General features: G+C 37.9%; 13 protein-coding genes. 3 read left to right on the top strand and 10 right to left on the bottom strand.

Annotation, left to right across the window (positions count from 1 at the left end):
* Positions 1 to 206: 206 nt before the first annotated feature.
* The 3 genes from MYP_RS14605 to MYP_RS14595 all read right to left on the bottom strand — a co-directional run bounded on the left by MYP_RS14605 (position 207) and on the right by MYP_RS14595 (position 6298).
* Positions 207 to 839, bottom strand: coding sequence for a pyridoxamine 5'-phosphate oxidase family protein (locus MYP_RS14605; RefSeq protein ID WP_045465454.1), 633 nt, complete (start codon positions 837 to 839; stop codon positions 207 to 209).
* Between the two features lie 94 nt (positions 840 to 933).
* Positions 934 to 1854 carry a methylenetetrahydrofolate reductase gene (locus MYP_RS14600; protein WP_045464808.1) on the bottom strand — a complete coding sequence of 307 codons (921 nt, stop codon included), beginning with the start codon at positions 1852 to 1854 and terminating at the stop codon, positions 934 to 936.
* A 103-nt stretch (positions 1855 to 1957) separates the two neighbouring features.
* Positions 1958 to 6298 carry a DEAD/DEAH box helicase gene (locus MYP_RS14595; RefSeq protein ID WP_045464806.1) on the bottom strand — a complete coding sequence of 1447 codons (4341 nt, stop codon included), beginning with the start codon at positions 6296 to 6298 and terminating at the stop codon, positions 1958 to 1960.
* Positions 6299 to 6909: 611 nt separating this feature from the next.
* Between MYP_RS14595 and MYP_RS14590 the strand changes: the two genes are divergently transcribed.
* Positions 6910 to 7872 (top strand): alpha/beta fold hydrolase, encoded by a 963-nt coding sequence (locus tag MYP_RS14590; RefSeq protein ID WP_197060103.1) that lies wholly within the window; start codon positions 6910 to 6912, stop codon positions 7870 to 7872.
* Positions 7873 to 8089: 217 nt separating this feature from the next.
* Here MYP_RS14590 and MYP_RS14585 read toward each other — a convergent pair whose 3' ends face one another.
* The 6 genes from MYP_RS14585 to MYP_RS14560 form a co-directional block, all read right to left on the bottom strand.
* Positions 8090 to 8761: an alpha/beta hydrolase family protein gene (locus MYP_RS14585; protein ID WP_045464805.1), complete on the bottom strand. Its 672-nt coding sequence runs from the start codon at positions 8759 to 8761 to the stop codon at positions 8090 to 8092.
* 327 nt (positions 8762 to 9088) lie between these two features.
* Positions 9089 to 10360 carry a hypothetical protein gene (locus tag MYP_RS14580; RefSeq protein WP_045464803.1) on the bottom strand — a complete coding sequence of 424 codons (1272 nt, stop codon included), beginning with the start codon at positions 10358 to 10360 and terminating at the stop codon, positions 9089 to 9091.
* Entirely contained in the window at positions 10353 to 11402 is a 1050-nt protein-coding gene (locus MYP_RS25155) for a FecR family protein (protein WP_052430227.1), read from the bottom strand. Before MYP_RS25155 ends, MYP_RS14580 begins: the two co-directional genes overlap by 8 nt.
* Positions 11399 to 11968, bottom strand: a complete 570-nt coding sequence (locus MYP_RS14570) for an RNA polymerase sigma factor (protein WP_045464801.1) — start codon at positions 11966 to 11968, stop codon at positions 11399 to 11401. The genes MYP_RS25155 and MYP_RS14570 overlap by 4 nt, the downstream gene beginning before the upstream one ends.
* Positions 11969 to 12128: 160 nt before the next feature.
* Entirely contained in the window at positions 12129 to 12509 is a 381-nt protein-coding gene (locus MYP_RS14565; RefSeq protein ID WP_045464799.1) for a rhodanese-like domain-containing protein, read from the bottom strand.
* 171 nt (positions 12510 to 12680) lie between these two features.
* Entirely contained in the window at positions 12681 to 14534 is a 1854-nt protein-coding gene (locus MYP_RS14560; protein WP_045464797.1) for an arylsulfatase, read from the bottom strand.
* Between the two features lie 89 nt (positions 14535 to 14623).
* Here MYP_RS14560 and MYP_RS26765 point away from each other — a divergent pair, with 89 nt between their 5' ends.
* Positions 14624 to 14758 carry a hypothetical protein gene (locus MYP_RS26765; protein WP_262506780.1) on the top strand — a complete coding sequence of 45 codons (135 nt, stop codon included), beginning with the start codon at positions 14624 to 14626 and terminating at the stop codon, positions 14756 to 14758.
* Positions 14759 to 14889: 131 nt separating this feature from the next.
* On the opposite strand, the gene MYP_RS14555 is transcribed toward MYP_RS26765, so the two are convergent.
* Positions 14890 to 15075, bottom strand: coding sequence for a hypothetical protein (locus tag MYP_RS14555; RefSeq protein WP_045464795.1), 186 nt, complete (start codon positions 15073 to 15075; stop codon positions 14890 to 14892).
* Between the two features lie 315 nt (positions 15076 to 15390).
* Here MYP_RS14555 and MYP_RS14545 point away from each other — a divergent pair, with 315 nt between their 5' ends.
* Positions 15391 to 16863, top strand: coding sequence for a T9SS type A sorting domain-containing protein (locus MYP_RS14545; RefSeq protein ID WP_081990532.1), 1473 nt, complete (start codon positions 15391 to 15393; stop codon positions 16861 to 16863).
* Positions 16864 to 16887: the final 24 nt, after the last annotated feature.

The raw sequence follows: 16887 nt of genomic DNA, 5'->3' as shown, positions 1-16887 counted from the left end.
GTTAACATGGAAAGAAAGATTTATCTCTTTTTCATTTAAATTTTCTGTTGATCTGCCACTTGTGCTTGCTTGAAAAAGCAACCAAAGCAGCGTATTGAATCAATGTTTATCGGTTCCGGCAAATGTAAAAAAAGATGTCTTAATTGAACAATTTAATAAATCAATCAATGGTAGATTTGATATTATCTGACAAGCATCGTTAAGTCTTATGATTTTAAATGATCCGGCAATGGTATATTGACACTTGATTCATCAGGAATTGGCGTCATTCTTTTAGGGGAAATAGGAATAAGGCCCGACCATATCGGAAGATTCACATCTTCTTCATCGTCACTAGGAGGAGCATTTCTTATCTTTGCTGAAGCTTCCTTGATCTCGAAAGCAATAAGCATCGTTTTATTCACCTCACTTGCTTTCATTGGACGCAGGTAATCCCAGCTACCCGGGACCATTTTCTCTGTCAGTTTTTTGAAAAATTCAGCTTTGAGGTTATAGTCATCAATGACCTCACTTTTGGAAAAAATGATCACAGATCTGTAATTCACAGAATGATGAAAAGCAGACTTAGCTACTATCAATGAGTCTGCCAGCATTACCGTTATGCAAACCGGAGTTCCGGGAGTCAGTTGCCTCAAAAAATGGCTTCCTACAGAACCGTGAATGTAAAGCTTTGAGCCTTCTCTCACAAAGGCTGTGGGAATAGAATAAGGTTCATTGTTTAATGAATAGCTGACAATGCAAAACAATGCTTCATCCAGAATCGGGAAGATTACTTCTTCCGAATAATGCATACGTTGATTAGCATATCTGCTTGCGGTTGTTTTTTCTGTCTTTTGCATATTGAAAAATTGATAATTCATTAATAACTGTTTAGATAAAAAAAAACACCTGCCAAAATTCCGGCAGGTGTTTTAAAACTTATAATTCTAATCTTTAAAACGATGCCGTATCTTCTAGTATACTATGTTTAGGTTGTGCGATTCTGTAATCTTTTCTCACCTTTTCAAACAACTCAACAGATGCCTCAATCTCTTCCTTATTAATGGAAACACTTTCAATATTAAAGCCTACAGGAATATTTTTGTCCATTGCAAACTCATGTAGTTCTTTGTATATCTGATAGCTGACATCAAATGATTTCTCAAGAATATATTTAGAATTCAGTAATTCATTTTCAACCCACTTAGGTACAGATACACCAAGCCACTTAAGGAACTCAAGTGTTTTAGGCGAACCGCATAATGTAAGTGTAAAAATGATTGGTCTCATCTTTTCCGATATTGTTTCGAAAAGATAATAATAATCGGATAGAAAGTTTTTTGATGCTTCACTATGATAGACTGCCTGAGAAATAAAGAACTCACATCCATTGTTAATTTTATTCTTCACTCTGAAGTGTTCATCATTTTTCTTCTGATGTCTTTCCGGGATCATAATACCTCCCAGACGAATGTTCCTATTAGCATTTTGGCACAGCTGATAGGCATCATCCAGAGTCAGTTGTACCTTTTGATTTTGTGAAGAAGCCCCTACAAAGACATAATTTTGATTGTTACAAGCTTCTTTAAGTTCAGCCTGCAGCAATTCCGGTGAATAATTCCCAACAGATCTGAAGAGAATTTTAGGAAGTGTTAATTCTTTAAGGTAGACATCCGCATACACTTTAGGATCCAGCGTAGGCAAAAATGGATACGGTCTGTTATCTGAAATCCTGTCAGATTCATCCTGAATATCATAAATGATAAGCGCATCCGCTCCCAGGCCCTTAATTCTGCTTACCTGCTTCTCTGCAATTTCCAGAATGCGTTCTTCAGCATTTTTAGCTTTAGGAGGGGTAATACCGTATGTCAACATTAGTTCTCTGGTTCTTAATCTTCAAAAGCTAAAAATAATAAATAAATTTATTAAATCAGAACACCAATGGTGAGTTCAATAAAATTAACTCATATAGAAGAAATTAAACACCCAGGTAGGTTCTCAGCTCAGGAGCAATATTCTTGCGGATAAGCAGATTCTGAAGCTCCCATTTTTCCATTTTTTCAAACTCTTGTAAAAATCTGACCTCTCCGCCTTCAAGCACTGCTATAGGCACACCATCCTTCAATAATATTCTGTTTCCGAAATATCCAGTAACTCTTTTTCCTGGAAGCAATACACCAGTAAGGTTTAATGGATCTACAGCCGAAATGACAACCATCGAACCTTTCAGTTCTTTTTTACGGATGTCCCGTAGCATTGTAACTGCTTCCGGCAAGGCAAACTGCTCTCCCCAGACACCGTCCACAAACCGTCCTCCTCTGATTTCACCTCTTGCTTCCATTTTCCTGAACGTTCTTACAAGATCCCGCCAGGGTGGCATCACTGATTCTTGTTCCACAAGCTTCCTGAACACAACTCCATAGCGCTTTAGCAATACATTGGCTGTCATTGCCAGAAATCTATCCTTCGAAGGCTCTTCATGGTATTCATTCCTGATAAGGCTCCATCTTCCCGAGTCGCTCATTGTAAATGGTGCAGATCTTCTTGCAGAGGATTCCAGTTTGTATTTTGACGGAACCAATAAAGCCCGAAGTCCTGTAAAGCTGTCTGAACTTACTATTCCTGCAGAAACAAGCTCTGCAATTGCTTCTTCTGTCTGGGAATCGAATAACCTTGTTCCTGTTGCAATATCTTCAAAGAAGGAAGCTCCTCTTTCCTTCAGAAAATTCACAACCTGCAAGGCTTTTGCTGAAAGCTCAGGAGCATTGTTATTACCCGCATCATATTTCCATACTTCAGCATTTTTCCTTGAGACGAGCATGACAGGAGTTGTCTTGATCGGTGAATTTAGTTTTTTAACAGTAGCATCTGTTTTACCTATTCTTCCCCAGACAAATTTTCCACTCATACAGCAATAGTCCAGCCATGTATGATTGTAATTGGCAACTCTTGACGGAAGGATCTCTGATTCCCAGGCAGCAGCTGAAGCTTCAAACCCCTCCAGCTTTGAGAGAACAGCTTCTACTGCAAGTGGGCCCTCTGCCTGTTCCCCTGACAACCCTTGCCATTCGGTAAGGTATCGCATAAAGTCTGCAGGAGAAACAGCTTCAATTTCTTTTCTTAGCTTTTGAAGTGTATACCTGTGAATTCTAGATAATAGTCTCCTTTCGCACCATTCAACAGATTTGGAACCAGGATTAAAGGAACCACGGAATACAAACCCCTCCTGTTCTAATGAGAGCAGTACATAATTTATATCACTTCGTGAAATATCCATTTGACTTGCCAATTCCTCTTCCATAAGAGGTCCAAGACCTTCAAGTCTTCCTCTGACTATTTCCTTTAAGGCATCTTCTTTCCCCCACTTTTTTTCTCTAAGTCTTTCCGGAACAGGTAAAGAAGGAGTTAATCTGAAATCCTTATAAACCGATTCATATTGCGGAACCCGATCAATAGAAATATAGAGTTTATTCCCCTTAGAAGTTTTAAATACAGCTGCACGTTGTTCTTTAGTAAGAACATGAAAATACTCTTCCCATGGAAATCTTCCATCTCCTCTTTTCATTTCTTCTTCAGTAATATATCCAAGCATGCTTAATGCATCTTGTAGTTCATCAGGAGAGGACGCTACTGGCCATGCTTCCGATTTCACAAGTTCAATAGCAGCAGCATCCAATCTGCCAAGATCATCAGCTTCTGAAGCGTCCAACCATCTTCTGCTCAATACTGCTCTGGTTCTTCGTTCCTCAAGCGGAGCATCATCCAGAAATGCATAAGGCCTTGCTGTGAGAATTTCCTGAGCAAGCGGAGACGGTTCCCGGAGGTCTTTGGCAACAAGCTCTATTTCTCTTTTTTCTATTCTCTTCAATACATCTTTCAGCAAGTCAATGTCCATTGCCTCCGTAAGACAATCATGAATAGTCTGATTTACCAAAGGATGATCGGGCACTTCTCTTTCCCCTTGTATATTTTCAAAACAGGCCAACTGATCGGGAAATACCAGCGCCACAAGATCTTCTGATTGCATACGCTGCAGCTGCGGAGGCATCTTCTGACCGCCTCTCCTTCTCAAAACTGCAAGTGCCACACTGGCATTCCACCTCCATCTGATTTCAAAGATCGGTGAATCAAGTAAGGCCTGAATTAATATTTCTTCAACCGATTGTTCTTTCAGATAACTGAAAACCTCCTCAAGAGGAAAACTGTGAGTGGAGCCAAGGGAAAGGATGATGGCATCTTCTGTTGCCGCAGCCTGAAGCTCAAAGTTAAATTTCTTGCAAAATCTTTTTCTCAAAGACAATCCCCAACCTCTGTTTACCCTGTTTCCAAAAGGAGAATGTACGATGAGATGCATATCTCCTGCTTCATCAAAAAAGCGTTCTAATACCAGTCTTTTCTGAGTAGGTACCGTGCCAAGTGCTACTTTGGATAATGCGAGATAAGTCACCAGCTGGTCTGCTCCTGCATCACAAAGCCCCACTTCATTTACTAGCCAATCAACACCTTTGGTTTTCCAGGAATTATTGTCTTCATCCTTTAATGAAAACTCATCTACTTCACCAATAAGGTCTGAAACAGTCTCCCGGATTCTTGATACTGCATCGGATAACTCCGTTGTCCTTCCCGGCCCTTCTCCAAGCCAGAAAGGCAATGAAGGAGGTTGCCCAGCTGCATCTTCTACTTTTACCTTACTGTTTTCTATTCTTGTGATTCTGTAGGAAGCATTACCCAGCTGAAAGATATCTCCAGGTAAACTCTCAATAGCGAAATCTTCATTTAAGGTTCCTACGAAAATATTTTCAGGTTCTTTGATTACATCAAAGTCAAAATTATCAGGAATTGCCCCACCGTTGACGATGGCTGTTAATCTTGCCCCTTTTCTGGCTCTCAGTCTCTTATGAACTACATCATGAAAAATATAAGCCCCTCTTTTTCCTCTTCTGGTTGTAAAACCGTCCGAAAGCATATTGATGATTTCATCAAACGCTTCTCTTGTAAGCTCCCTGAATGGATAGGCATTTCGACACATTTCATAAAGAGCATCTTCATCCTGCTCTTCAGAAGCAACTTCGGCAACAATTTGCTGGGCCAGGATATCAACAGGCTTCTCAGGCATCACGATAGCATCGAGTTCCCCTCTTCTGACCGAATCAAATATAGCAGCACATTCCAGAAGCTCATCTCTTGTAAGAGGAAACAACATACCCTTAGGTCTGCCTTCCACGGAGTGACCTGAACGCCCCACTCTTTGAAGGAATGCAGCAATGGACCTGGGTGAACTTATCTGACAAACCAGATCTACAAATCCAATATCAATCCCTAATTCAAGAGAAGAAGTAGCAACCAGCGCTTTTAAACTTCCTGATTTTAATCTCTGTTCGGCATCAAATCTTTGATCCTTGGACATACTACCATGGTGAGCAGTTACGGCAGAAGGGCCAAGTCGCTCTGTTAAATGCAGCGCCAATCGCTCCGCAAGCCTTCTTGTATTGACAAAAATTAATGTAGTCTTATGTTCAAGAATTAATATCTCTAATCTGTTATAAATTTCTCCCCATACTTCATGAGACATAACAGATGTAAGAGGTGAACCAGGCACCACAATGGTAAGATCCATTGCTCTTTTATGACCTGTATTAATGATCTTGCACGGTCTCTTTTGGGCATTCCCCATAAGAAAGTCAGCTACTTTTTCTATTGGTTTCTGGGTAGCAGAAATACCTATCCTTATCAATTTGTTTCTGGTTAGATGCTGAAGACGTTCCAGCGATAAGGACAAGTGACTTCCTCTTTTGCTGCCTACAATACTGTGTATCTCATCAACGATTACTGATTTTACAGTTGATAGTATTTTCCTTCCGTTTACACTTGTAAGCAATAAATAAAGAGATTCAGGAGTGGTTACAATGATATGAGGAGGCTTCCGGATCATTGAAGAGCGCTCAACAGTGGTTGTATCTCCGGTCCTGACTCCCACTCTGATCTTTACATCAGGACAACCCGTTTTGACAAGTTCTTCTGAAATTCCCTTTAATGGAAGCTGAAGGTTTCGTTCTATATCATTACTAAGGGCCTTGAGAGGAGAAATATAAACGACCTGTGTTGCATCTTCCAGTTCTCCATTGCATCCTTGCTTTACAAGGTCATCAATGGCTGACATGAAAGAAGCCAGCGTTTTACCAGAACCTGTCGGGGCTGCAATTAAAACTGATTTTCCTTTTTTAATCTCATTCCAGGCCTGACTCTGCACACTAGTGGGCCGAGTAAAGGTTTGGGTAAACCAGGAAGCAACAGCAGGATGAAATTTGTCCGATAGCATTAGTATTTCCGATCGTTTATTGTAAAAGTTACCTTATTTTGATGAGAAAAGAAACCTCACCTTACAAAACAAAACAAGAATGAAATAAACTCCTGAAAAACAGATTAATTGTAATCGGGATGATGCATTAAAAAAATATCACTGTTAATCAAAGGGTTATAAGTTATTGCTCAAGGTTATGGATAATTCCTCCCTAGCCAGTGTCTGCACCTTAGCCGTCAACTTAGTTAGTCATTACCCTGTCATCTTTGAGCTTGCGAAAAATCTGAGCTTTCCAAAAGATTTTAAAATGAGCTATCTGGCAAATTCTTGATTGAAAATTGCAAGTCATTTTGTAACCATCAGATTCTTCACAGAGCCCAGAATGACAATATTGATGTTTGTTATTTAATTAATTCCTCCTCCCCGGCTGGGGTCTGCTCCGGACGGAATCTTTCCAATAGTGCTCCCTCCTCTGGCTGATGCTTTTTGATTTTCCCCCACAAATGGGAGCAAGTTTATTAACCAGTGGTTTTAATACAGCCATTCTGAAAAAATGCACCTCTCCTGACATAAGGCTGTCACTTTGCAGGTATAAGTTTGCATCATTAATTAATCTTGTAAAGAATAAAATGACAAACGAAATTAATTCAATGTTTAACTCAATTAATTTTCCCAAACCTACTCTTATTTCAGTCAACGGTGTGCAGCTGGAAGTCTTTGAAGCAGGTAAACAAAATGCTGAAAAACCTATTATACTATGTCACGGCTTTCCAGAACATGCTTTTTCCTGGCGTCATCAAGTACCTGCTCTTGTTTCAGCTGGCTATCATGTTATCATTCCAAACCAGAGAGGTTATGGCAACTCATCCAGTCCGACCGAAGTAACTGAATACGATATTGAACACCTGACAGGTGACCTGGTCGCACTGCTCGATTACTTTGGATATAAAGATGCCACTTTTGTTGGTCACGATTGGGGCGCAAATGTCGTTTGGAGTCTGGCACTATTGCATCCTGAACGGGTAAATAAAATAATAAACTTGGCTTTGCCTTATCAAGAGCGTGGAGAAAAGCCATGGATTGAATTGATGGAAGCAATATTTGGAGGAGACTTTTATTTTGTTCACTTCAATCGACAATCAGGAGTAGCAGATGCTATAATGAATGAAAATACATCCCGGTTCCTTCGTAACATCTTCCGTAAAAACGTACCTCCCACTCGACCAGGGCCAGGAATGCTGATGATAAATCTTGCGAGAGCAGAAAATCCACTTGGAGAGCCCTTAATGGAAGACAACGAGCTGTCTGTGTTTGTTTCTGCCTTTGAAACATCAGGCTTTACAGGAAGTATCAATTGGTACAGAAACCTTGATAGAAACTGGCACTTAATGGCGGACGTAACCCCAATCATTCATCAGCCGACTCTTATGATATATGGTGAAAGGGACACGATTCCAAAGTCTGAAAACCTGAAAAACTTTGTTCCTAATTTGGATATTGTTAGTCTGGACTGTGGTCATTGGATTCAACAAGAAAAGCCAGAAGAAACTACCCGATCAATTTTAAAATGGCTAACACAACATAATGCTTAATAAGGAAGTAGAAACATAATGTCCTATCCTCTCGGCCGGCGTCTGCACCATATCCATATCAACTTAGTTAATCAATATCCTGTCATGTTGAGCTTGTGAAACATTTGAGCTTCCCAAAAGGATTTAAAATTGAGCTATCTGGCAGATTCTTGATTGTAATTGCAAGTCATTTTGTAACTATCAGGTCCTTCTTAATGCTCATGATGACCAAACCTACTCATGATTTTGTATTACGTCTTATTTGCTTATTAACCCAGGGGATAGTTGAATCAGTAAGTATCGGCATGAGATCTTGTTTTCCTGCCTTGAATGCATGATTTGCTCCTTCAATTGTTATGAGGGTTGCTAAATGAAGGGAAGCGCACACTTTTTCTATCAGGTCATTGGATGCCAACGTATCTTTGGTACCCTGCAAAAAAAGCATTGGTACTACAATATTCTTTAGATGTTCTGCTCTTTCTACAGAAGGTTTTCCAGGTGGATGAAGCGGAAATCCAAAAAAAATAAGCCCTTTTACATCTGCAGCCGGCTGGGTTGCCAAATATTGTGAACTCATTCTTCCTCCAAAAGATTTGCCCGACACAAAAACCGGAAGAGAAGGGAAAAATTCATGGGCTTTTTTGATCGCCACTTCAATCGTTTTGTGAGCTACAGCAGGGGTATCAGGTCTTCTTTTTTGATTTTCCATAAATGGAAAATTGAATCGAAGTACCGCAAAGTTTTTTTCGGCAAGTGATTTTGAAATCGACACCATGAATTCATGATTCATTCCCGCACCTGCTCCATGCGCAAATGTCATTGTACAGATTGGATTATCAGGAGTAATCAACTCGGCAGAAACTTTTCCAATTTCTGGCGAAACAACAAATGATAGCGATTTTGTTTTCATATTTAAAGGAATAAAAGTGCAAGTTAAAGATAATTTAACTTCCTAAGAGTACAGGATCCAAATCATTCCGATATTAATTGAAGTTATAGAACAGTGATTGTCAATTAGTCCAATTAGTCCAATTAGTCCAAAATGCCTTAAGTCTACTCCTCTGGTGTCTGCACCTTAGACCAGCCCTGCAATCCAAAGGTATGTAAAGAATAGATCTTCCTTCTCCCTAAAAATATCCTTCCTCAAAAAACTAATTTCTCTCCCACTTCAACCTAAGCTATATTAACATAACACAGAACAATATACAACAAGTAAAAATTATTCAACAGGAGACATTTACTTCTTAATTTTCAAAAAGTTATTCAAATCATATTGGCTAAAAAAATAAGAGATCGAAAGGTCAAATGTAAATCCATTCGGATAGAGCGTATAGATTGTATTCTTAGTAAACCATTGAAAGTTATAATTATAAGAAGCTCCTAAAGACACAATGGTCTGTCGTCCTAAGAGATATCCTAAGTTTGCTTCTACTGCTGACAATAGAGCCATCTTTTTAGTTTCTTCACTGTATGATTCACCGTTGTATTTATATTCGACATAACTTGAATATTTATGTTTACTGACCTTTTCGGATTGAAAGAAACTTATACCTGTTTTTACCCCTCCACTTAAAACAAACCTTTTCCAGATTGTAAAAGCAGACACCTGAAGTGGAATGCTATAGATATAATAAAAGTCATTATATGATACGGTAATGTATTCATATTCCCAACGTCCATTTTTCAATTTTAAAGCTAAACCACCTCCATGTCCCTTAACTTGTAATGAGCTTACTTCAAAACCCGTCCCAATAAGGAAGTTTCCCAAATGCAATCCTAACCCCAAGCTGCCGATTGGTGTACTACTGATAACTTTAGATAATTTTAATTCTTTAACGGATTCGTACTTAGGGTTATTCCTGTATAATGGCTTATATTCAGTAAACCCTATACCTAAAGAAAAATAAAAAGGAGGAAGATCTTTACTTATTTTCTGATTTTGCTTTTTTACCTCTTTGACAACTGAATCGGGATTAATACCAAGTACATGTTTGTCGCGGCTAAATCTTGCAGCCCACCTAAGCTCTTCCCTATAAAGCCTGTGTATTTTGCGTCTTTCAGAATAGGGAAGATATTCAAGATTATGATTAGGAGTATAGATGTGAGCCTTGACCTTCTCAGAACTTTTAACAATAGTATCGTACTTTTCAGGCTCTTTCTGCCTTTCGTCAGGTACGATAACTATGATGTTACCAACAAGAATATAATTTAAACCTGTATCTCTAAGAAGATAATCCAGCACCTGCGAAAATAAAGCTGATTGGAAAAGGTTTGCTTTAACAGAGAATTCTTTCACCCTGTCATAGGAATAGGAAATGGAAATATTCTGCTCTGAGAGTAGTTTAATGAGTGCATTATCCAAACTTCCGGATTTGCAATCAAAATAAATCTTTCTATTCAGAAGACTAGTAGAGGTGTTTTGCAGGAAATCTTTTTCTGTTGCAGAGGTTTGAGCAGATAGATTAAAAGATGTAAAGGTCAGCAGAAATAACAATACCCATTTACTCACAACTGTTTCCTGTTAAATGAATTTTACCTTCAGTCTTTTCAGCTTTCAATGAATTAGTCAGGGTTATGACCTGAATAGCCTCTTCGATTGAAAGTCCCGAAAGATCGCCGGTAAATTTACATTTCTTTATATTATCATCAAGGGTGATCTGGGTTTCTTTTGTTCTTGATAATATCAATGCAATATCTTCCAGTCTGGCTTTGCGAAAATCGAGTTTTCCGGTTTTCCATGAAAGGAAATTTTCTGCATCCACCTGTTTCAATATTGTATTACCTTCTACAGGAATTGTTAGTTGCTGACCTTTTGTTACGAGAATACCTTCAGGAGTATTATTATCATAAACGTTTACAATTCCCTCCAGAACTGTAATTTCAGAATAATTCTCACCCCTCCTGTTCCGCACATTAAACTTTGTTCCGACTACCACGAGCTTATATTGGTCAAAGTATACTGTAAAAGGATTATTTTTATCGGAAGTTACTTCAAAAAATGCTTCTCCCTCTATAAGGACATTTCTATTGTTGTGAAATACCTTTTCCTTCTTCAACTCAGTAGCTGTATTTAATGTAACTACAGACCCATCTTCAAGATTCTGAATGACTGATTTTTCTGCTGCAAGATATTTCAAACCATTTGCAAAGTCAGGCTCTACTGATTGTTTAAAAGTCTTATTGATTGTTTTTTTATCAGTATATGATGAAGGTATTGAAGATGATTGCTCTTGCTTTAATTCATCTTTAGTTAAAGATTGGGGAACAGAAATAGGATTTTCAGTAGTTTGAGCAGTAATATCAGACGCTGATGAAATTTGATTTTGTTTTAAAACAAAAATAGTCGCTGTAAGAGCGCTTACAAAGACAAGAATGGCTGCGGCTACATAATACCATTTATTTTTTTTACTAATAGGTAAAGACTTAGAATCACTTATTTCATGATAAACCTTGCTCCAGACATCATGATCATGATCCGTCAAAAGGTATTCATCACGGAATTTTTCCCGCATTGCCTCTTTAAAAAGATCCTTTTCTTTTGAATTTTTCATTTAGAATTAAATCTATTTATTAGAGTGCTTTTAAACTCGAATCGTTGCCCGACAATCATTTTTTTTAAAGAATTTTTTGCTTTGGAATACTGAGACCTTGAGGTTCCTTCTGATATACCAAGCAATTCTGCTATCTCCCTGTGAGAATAATCTTCTAATACGTATAAGTTAAAAACCATTCTGTAACCCTCCGGCAACTTGTTAATCAACTGAATAAGCTCTGAGGGTTCTGCATCTGAAAAGTCGATCTCTTCACTTTCTGTGTCATTTTCATTAATCTGGTCTATATTCAGATGAGAATAGAAGGTTGAATTTCTTTTAAAATGATCCAGGGCTGTGTTTACGACAATCCTCCTGACCCAGCCCTCAAAAGATCCTTCGAATTTAAAGTTTTTGATATTATGAAAAACTTTAACAAAAGCTTCCTGAAGAATATCATCTGCTTCAAAAGCAGTATGGACATACCTCAAACATACCGGCCTCATTCGGGGCAGGTAATAGTCAAAGATTTTCTTAAATGCTTTAAGGTCTCCTTCTGCTGCTTTTGCTATATCAGACTTTTCCATAAATATGAAAATACTCTTAAAAAATAGCCTTTTAATAAGGAAAGGTAATAATAAGGAATGGGAATAGCAAAAAACAATAATAGAATCGGACAGAATATTATCTGATATACAAATAAATACTTGTTTAAACGATGTTCTAATGAACAAACATGAGGAACCTTTATTGCTTCTTTACAGGCATACCTTCTGCCTTAAGATTTTCAAAGCCTCCGATATTATAATACTTTGAAAATCCCAAAGCTTTCAGTGAATCAAGAGCTTTGCCACTTCTATTTCCAGATCTGCAATACACATACACTGGTTTTTGCTTGTCCAGTTTACTTAGATTTTTTTTAAAGTCTTTTCCATTATAATCTATATTAAGAGAATACTCAAGGTTGCCCTCATTATACTCTTCAGGCGTACGGACATCTATAAGATAGACTTCGCGATTTTTAAGCTGCTGAACGAGCTTTATATAATCCTGATTAATTGCTACAGGTTGCTGTGCAAATACAGTATTGGTTAGTAAGCAAATTGCAATGAATAGGTATAGTTTCATAGTATCGTTCATTTAAAAAGAAACCCTCTTCGGGATCTTATCCGAAGAAGGGAATCAAAGTTGAAAGATAATTAAAATTTCATTGTATTGTTTTTATCTGAAACCAATCAAGTACGCCTTTCAGTATTTCCTGGTATTAAAATAATGAAATAGCTGACCTTAGACGCACCGCTACTGCCTTGGCTTTTCAGCTTGCTTTTCAAGAACCTGTTTTCTTCTGATAGCAGCATGTTCAAAGTCTATAAGCGGATAAAGATTATACTTGCGGGCTTCAGACTCGAACAAGGCTTTTAACTCATTAAGCTTATCAGGGTATTTTGCTGCAAGATCAATGCGTTCGTTAAAGTCTTCATTGAGGTTAAACAGCTCCCAGATGTCATTATCAGGGTTCCCGTCAATGGTCGGTTCAGGTTCATCAGAATAAGGAAAAAGCTCAAGAGTAGTGGGCTTATGCGCTGCTGCTGCTTTCCATCCGTCTTTATAAATAGCTCTGTTAGCAAAAATGCAATAGTGCTGTTGTGAATGTCTTGAAGGTGCATTTGCATTGGCTATGCTATATACGAGACTTATTCCCTGAAGAACGGTTTGTTTGTATCCACGGACAAGTTCAGGCTGGGGAGTTCCGGTAAGCTCTGTAATTGTAGGAAAAATATCTATCACGTGACCATATTGATTTCTGACACCTCTCTCTTTTATTCCTTTTGGATAATGCACGATTAAAGGGTTGCGCGTTGCACCTTCAGAATTAGCATCTCCTTTCCAGTGTTTGAAAGGCGTATTGGTTGCCTGAGCCCATCCTAACGGGTAGTTTGCGATACTTGCTACCTCTTTACCTCCTACTTTATCAAACTCACTCAATACAAATTTGCGGTACTCATCTCTGGTAAAATTAATATTGCTGAAACGGTTGGTTTTAGTAATTACTCCATATTCAGACCCTTCTTTACTTCCCCCATTGTCACCAATAATAATAAATATGGCGGTATTTTCAAACTCTCCGGTTGTTTTCAAATGGCTAACCAGACGACCGATTTCATAATCTGTATACTCCAGGAATCCTGCATAAACTTCCATGAAATGCGCAAAAGATTTCTTTTCATCAGCAGGAACATCTTTCCAGGCTTTGATTAAAGGATGACGTTCCGGAAGTTTGGCATTGGCAGGTATAACGCCCAATTTCTTTTGATTTACAAAAACCTGTTCTCTGTAAACATCCCATCCCTGATCAAACTTGCCTTTGTATTTATCACTCCAGACTTTATCCACCTGATGCGGAGCATGTGCAGCACCGGTAGCATAATAAATAAAGAAAGGTTTGTCAGGAGCAATGCTATTATGTTTATCAATATAATTTATCGCTTTATCCGTCAGCAGTTGATTGAGGTGTCTTCCGTCAGGTTTTATATGCTGATTATCTTCTACTAAATCCGGTTGGTATTGATCCGTAGCACCTCCTAGAAATCCGAAATTATGATCAAAACCTTTACCTGAAGGCCAGCGCACAAAAGGGCCCAGGTCAGTAGTTTCTTCATCGGGAGTTAAGTGCCACTTTCCTAGTTGATAGGTACTGTATCCATTGTCCCTCAGCACTTCTGCGATGGTTCCGTTTTCCGGAAGAATATGTCCGTCATAGCTTGGAAAATCAGCCCCTAAATGGTAATTAGGAAACAATCCCATTTTAACAGCATGATGATTCCTTCCTGTAAGCAATGCGGCACGCGTAGGTGAACAGATACCTGCCGTATGAAAATTAGTGTACCTCAGTCCATTGTTTGCCAGTCTATCAAAATTGGGTGTGTTAATCAAACCACCAAAAGCACTGGTAGCTCCAAAGCCCACATCATCAAGTAATATAAGTAATACGTTTGGAGCTCCTGGTTTTGCTTTCTTAAGATATTCCACCTTTTGAGGTTCGGAAGCTTTCCAGGACTTGTTAATTTTCCCGTTCCATTGCGGCTCCTCATTTTGGGCAAACGACGATAGCGCAGTGCTTAGCAGCAAAGCTGAAAGTAACTTTTTCTTCATTGAATAATGTTTTTGATAACTGAAATGTATATATCAGCACGAATGAGTTATATCCTGACAATTCTACATCATCAGAAATATATTAATTCTTGCTGCTGGTATTCAGGACTATAAGTGGATATATTCCTGCATTCCTTTCAACCTGGAATGAATTCTTGCCGGACAGTGGTTCTATGGATGGTTCTATTCCGGCAGTTCAAATATCGCATTTGATTGTAAACTAAAACACAAGGAATTACTTAAAACTTTTATCATACCAACAAAAAAGTAATAAGTTTTAAGTAATAAGTTTTAATAAGATAGGATTCAGAATAAACTATTCTCAATAAATTTGAGAAGTCTTGGCTTTAAAATATTAAAAAAACAAATAGTTCAGCATAATCTCTTTTAACATTTCAAGCTCTTCAAGTTCTTCTTTACCGGGCGCAATGATTTCAGAAAGTTGGTTAAATCTCGGAATTATCTCTGCATTAATAATTTGATTCAAAGTAAAGACCCCATCTGAATTCTCAGAAAATAAAAAGGTACCTTCGTTTTGCATACTCAATTTTTATCAGTTTATAATGAGATTATAGACGGTTGGTTGGGGAAAATATTTTAAGGAAAAGAGAAATTTTTCAGGTAGTTATAAAACTTAATATTAAAACGAAAGATTTCGATCGAATTTATGTCTACAAAAGCAGTTTGGTGGCGCTTTTTTTGAAAGACGAGTTGAAAAAATACGTCTTTATATCTTTTTGTAAAAGAGAATCTTTAACAGAATTGATCAATATGTTTAATCAATATTTGTAGGCGCTGCGCAACATGAAGGTCGAATTAAAGTATAATAGCTCTATTACCCCAAAACATAGTGCGTATGAAAAAATGTCTATTAAACTTTATTATTATCCTGATGATAGCAGGATTTAATTCTATTGTATATGCTTCTTCCCTTGATGTATCTTCTCAATTTTTAAGTTATCGTGGCTCAGCAGCAAATCGAAATCCACAACCTTCCGTACTGTTAAATAATTTTAGCACCTGTCAGTCAAAAGTTGAATTAGATATCTATAGTGATATCTTTTCCAGTAGTAATGTATGGACCGGCACAGCCAATTACAGTGTTTATGTTAATGATGCATTGATTGGATCCTATACACAACCATCTAAAATATTAGATATATCATCCTACATCCCTGTTACTTCTGTTAAATTAGTATCCAATGCTTCAACATGGTCTGTAGTTATTTTACAGGTGAAAGTTTATGGTAATAATGATCCATCTCAGGCTCCATCAGCAACAACACCGGTACTTTATAGCAAAAATGCACAGGCTACTCCCCTAACTGCTACTATGACCAACAAAGGTGTTAAATTAAAATGGTACAACTCCGAATTGGGTGATAACTACAGCGCTACTGCACCAACTCCTTCTACTGCTAATATAGACACAATATCTTATTGGGTATCAGAAGCTGATGAAGATGGTTGTGAAAGTAAAAGAGCAAAGATTGATGTTATTGTAGAACCACAATCGTTAATTTATCATACATCAGCCTCGAGCCGTAATCCCAAGCCCTCTGCCATATTGAATAATTTCAGCACGTGCCAGAAGAAAGTTGTATTGGACCTATACAGTGATATTTACTCTTCAAGTGGTGTTTGGACTAGCACCGCGAACTACAATTTATACGTTAATAATGAATTGGTTGCAACCTATACAAATCCGTCTCAAACATTAGACATTTCATCTTACATCCCGGTAAATTCTGTTAGTATGACATCCAATGCATCTACCTGGTCAGTCGTAGATTTAACAGTAAAAGTTTATGGTGAAAACGATCCCTCCGAAGTGCCATCTATAACTACTCCAGTTGTGTATACTATTGGCACACCTGCCGTCCCTTTAACAGCCGCATTTACTAATACAGGTATTGCCTTAAAATGGTATACATCTGAAAGAGGTGATAACTATAGCGCTAATGCACCAACTCCTTCGACTGCTGCTATTGGTACTGTTTCTTATTGGGTAGCAGAAGCTGATGAAGATGGTTGTGAAAGCAAAAGAGCAAAGATTGATGTAACTGTTGAAGACGTGCTCACAAGTTTAAACCCTTCGGATAACAACAGTGCTTTACTTATTTATCCGAACCCTGTTCAAAGTGATATTAACGTTCAAAATTATCAGGATGGAGATCATCTGATAATAAAAGATCTTAATGGTAGAACACTGTACAATCAGGAGATTACTTCCTCAATGCAGACAGATGGAATGATGAGTGGTTTTTATTTATATGAAATTGTAAGAAATAGTAATACTGTTCAAAAAGGAAAATTAATTAAAAAATAACAGTACTGATTTTATAAATAGTTT

This window comes from Sporocytophaga myxococcoides, from assembly GCF_000775915.1.
Classification (GTDB): domain Bacteria; phylum Bacteroidota; class Bacteroidia; order Cytophagales; family Cytophagaceae; genus Sporocytophaga; species Sporocytophaga myxococcoides_A.
The sequence above is the reverse complement of the archived record's forward strand: the minus strand, read 5'-3'. Positions and strand labels throughout refer to the sequence as shown.

What these genes read in the sequence shown, in the direction of transcription:
- MYP_RS14545 (WP_081990532.1), top strand. Translation starts at nt 15,391, where the DNA reads ATGAAAAAATGTCTATTAAACTTTATTATTATCCTGATGATAGCAGGA.
- MYP_RS14585 (WP_045464805.1), bottom strand. Translation starts at nt 8,761, where the DNA reads ATGAAAACAAAATCGCTATCATTTGTTGTTTCGCCAGAAATTGGAAAA.
- MYP_RS14605 (WP_045465454.1), bottom strand. Translation starts at nt 839, where the DNA reads ATGCAAAAGACAGAAAAAACAACCGCAAGCAGATATGCTAATCAACGT.
- MYP_RS14595 (WP_045464806.1), bottom strand. Translation starts at nt 6,298, where the DNA reads ATGCTATCGGACAAATTTCATCCTGCTGTTGCTTCCTGGTTTACCCAA.
- MYP_RS14560 (WP_045464797.1), bottom strand. Translation starts at nt 14,534, where the DNA reads ATGAAGAAAAAGTTACTTTCAGCTTTGCTGCTAAGCACTGCGCTATCG.
- MYP_RS14600 (WP_045464808.1), bottom strand. Translation starts at nt 1,854, where the DNA reads ATGTTGACATACGGTATTACCCCTCCTAAAGCTAAAAATGCTGAAGAA.
- MYP_RS14590 (WP_197060103.1), top strand. Translation starts at nt 6,910, where the DNA reads ATGACAAACGAAATTAATTCAATGTTTAACTCAATTAATTTTCCCAAA.
- MYP_RS14570 (WP_045464801.1), bottom strand. Translation starts at nt 11,968, where the DNA reads ATGGAAAAGTCTGATATAGCAAAAGCAGCAGAAGGAGACCTTAAAGCA.
- MYP_RS25155 (WP_052430227.1), bottom strand. Translation starts at nt 11,402, where the DNA reads ATGAAAAATTCAAAAGAAAAGGATCTTTTTAAAGAGGCAATGCGGGAA.
- MYP_RS14555 (WP_045464795.1), bottom strand. Translation starts at nt 15,075, where the DNA reads ATGCAAAACGAAGGTACCTTTTTATTTTCTGAGAATTCAGATGGGGTC.
- MYP_RS14565 (WP_045464799.1), bottom strand. Translation starts at nt 12,509, where the DNA reads ATGAAACTATACCTATTCATTGCAATTTGCTTACTAACCAATACTGTA.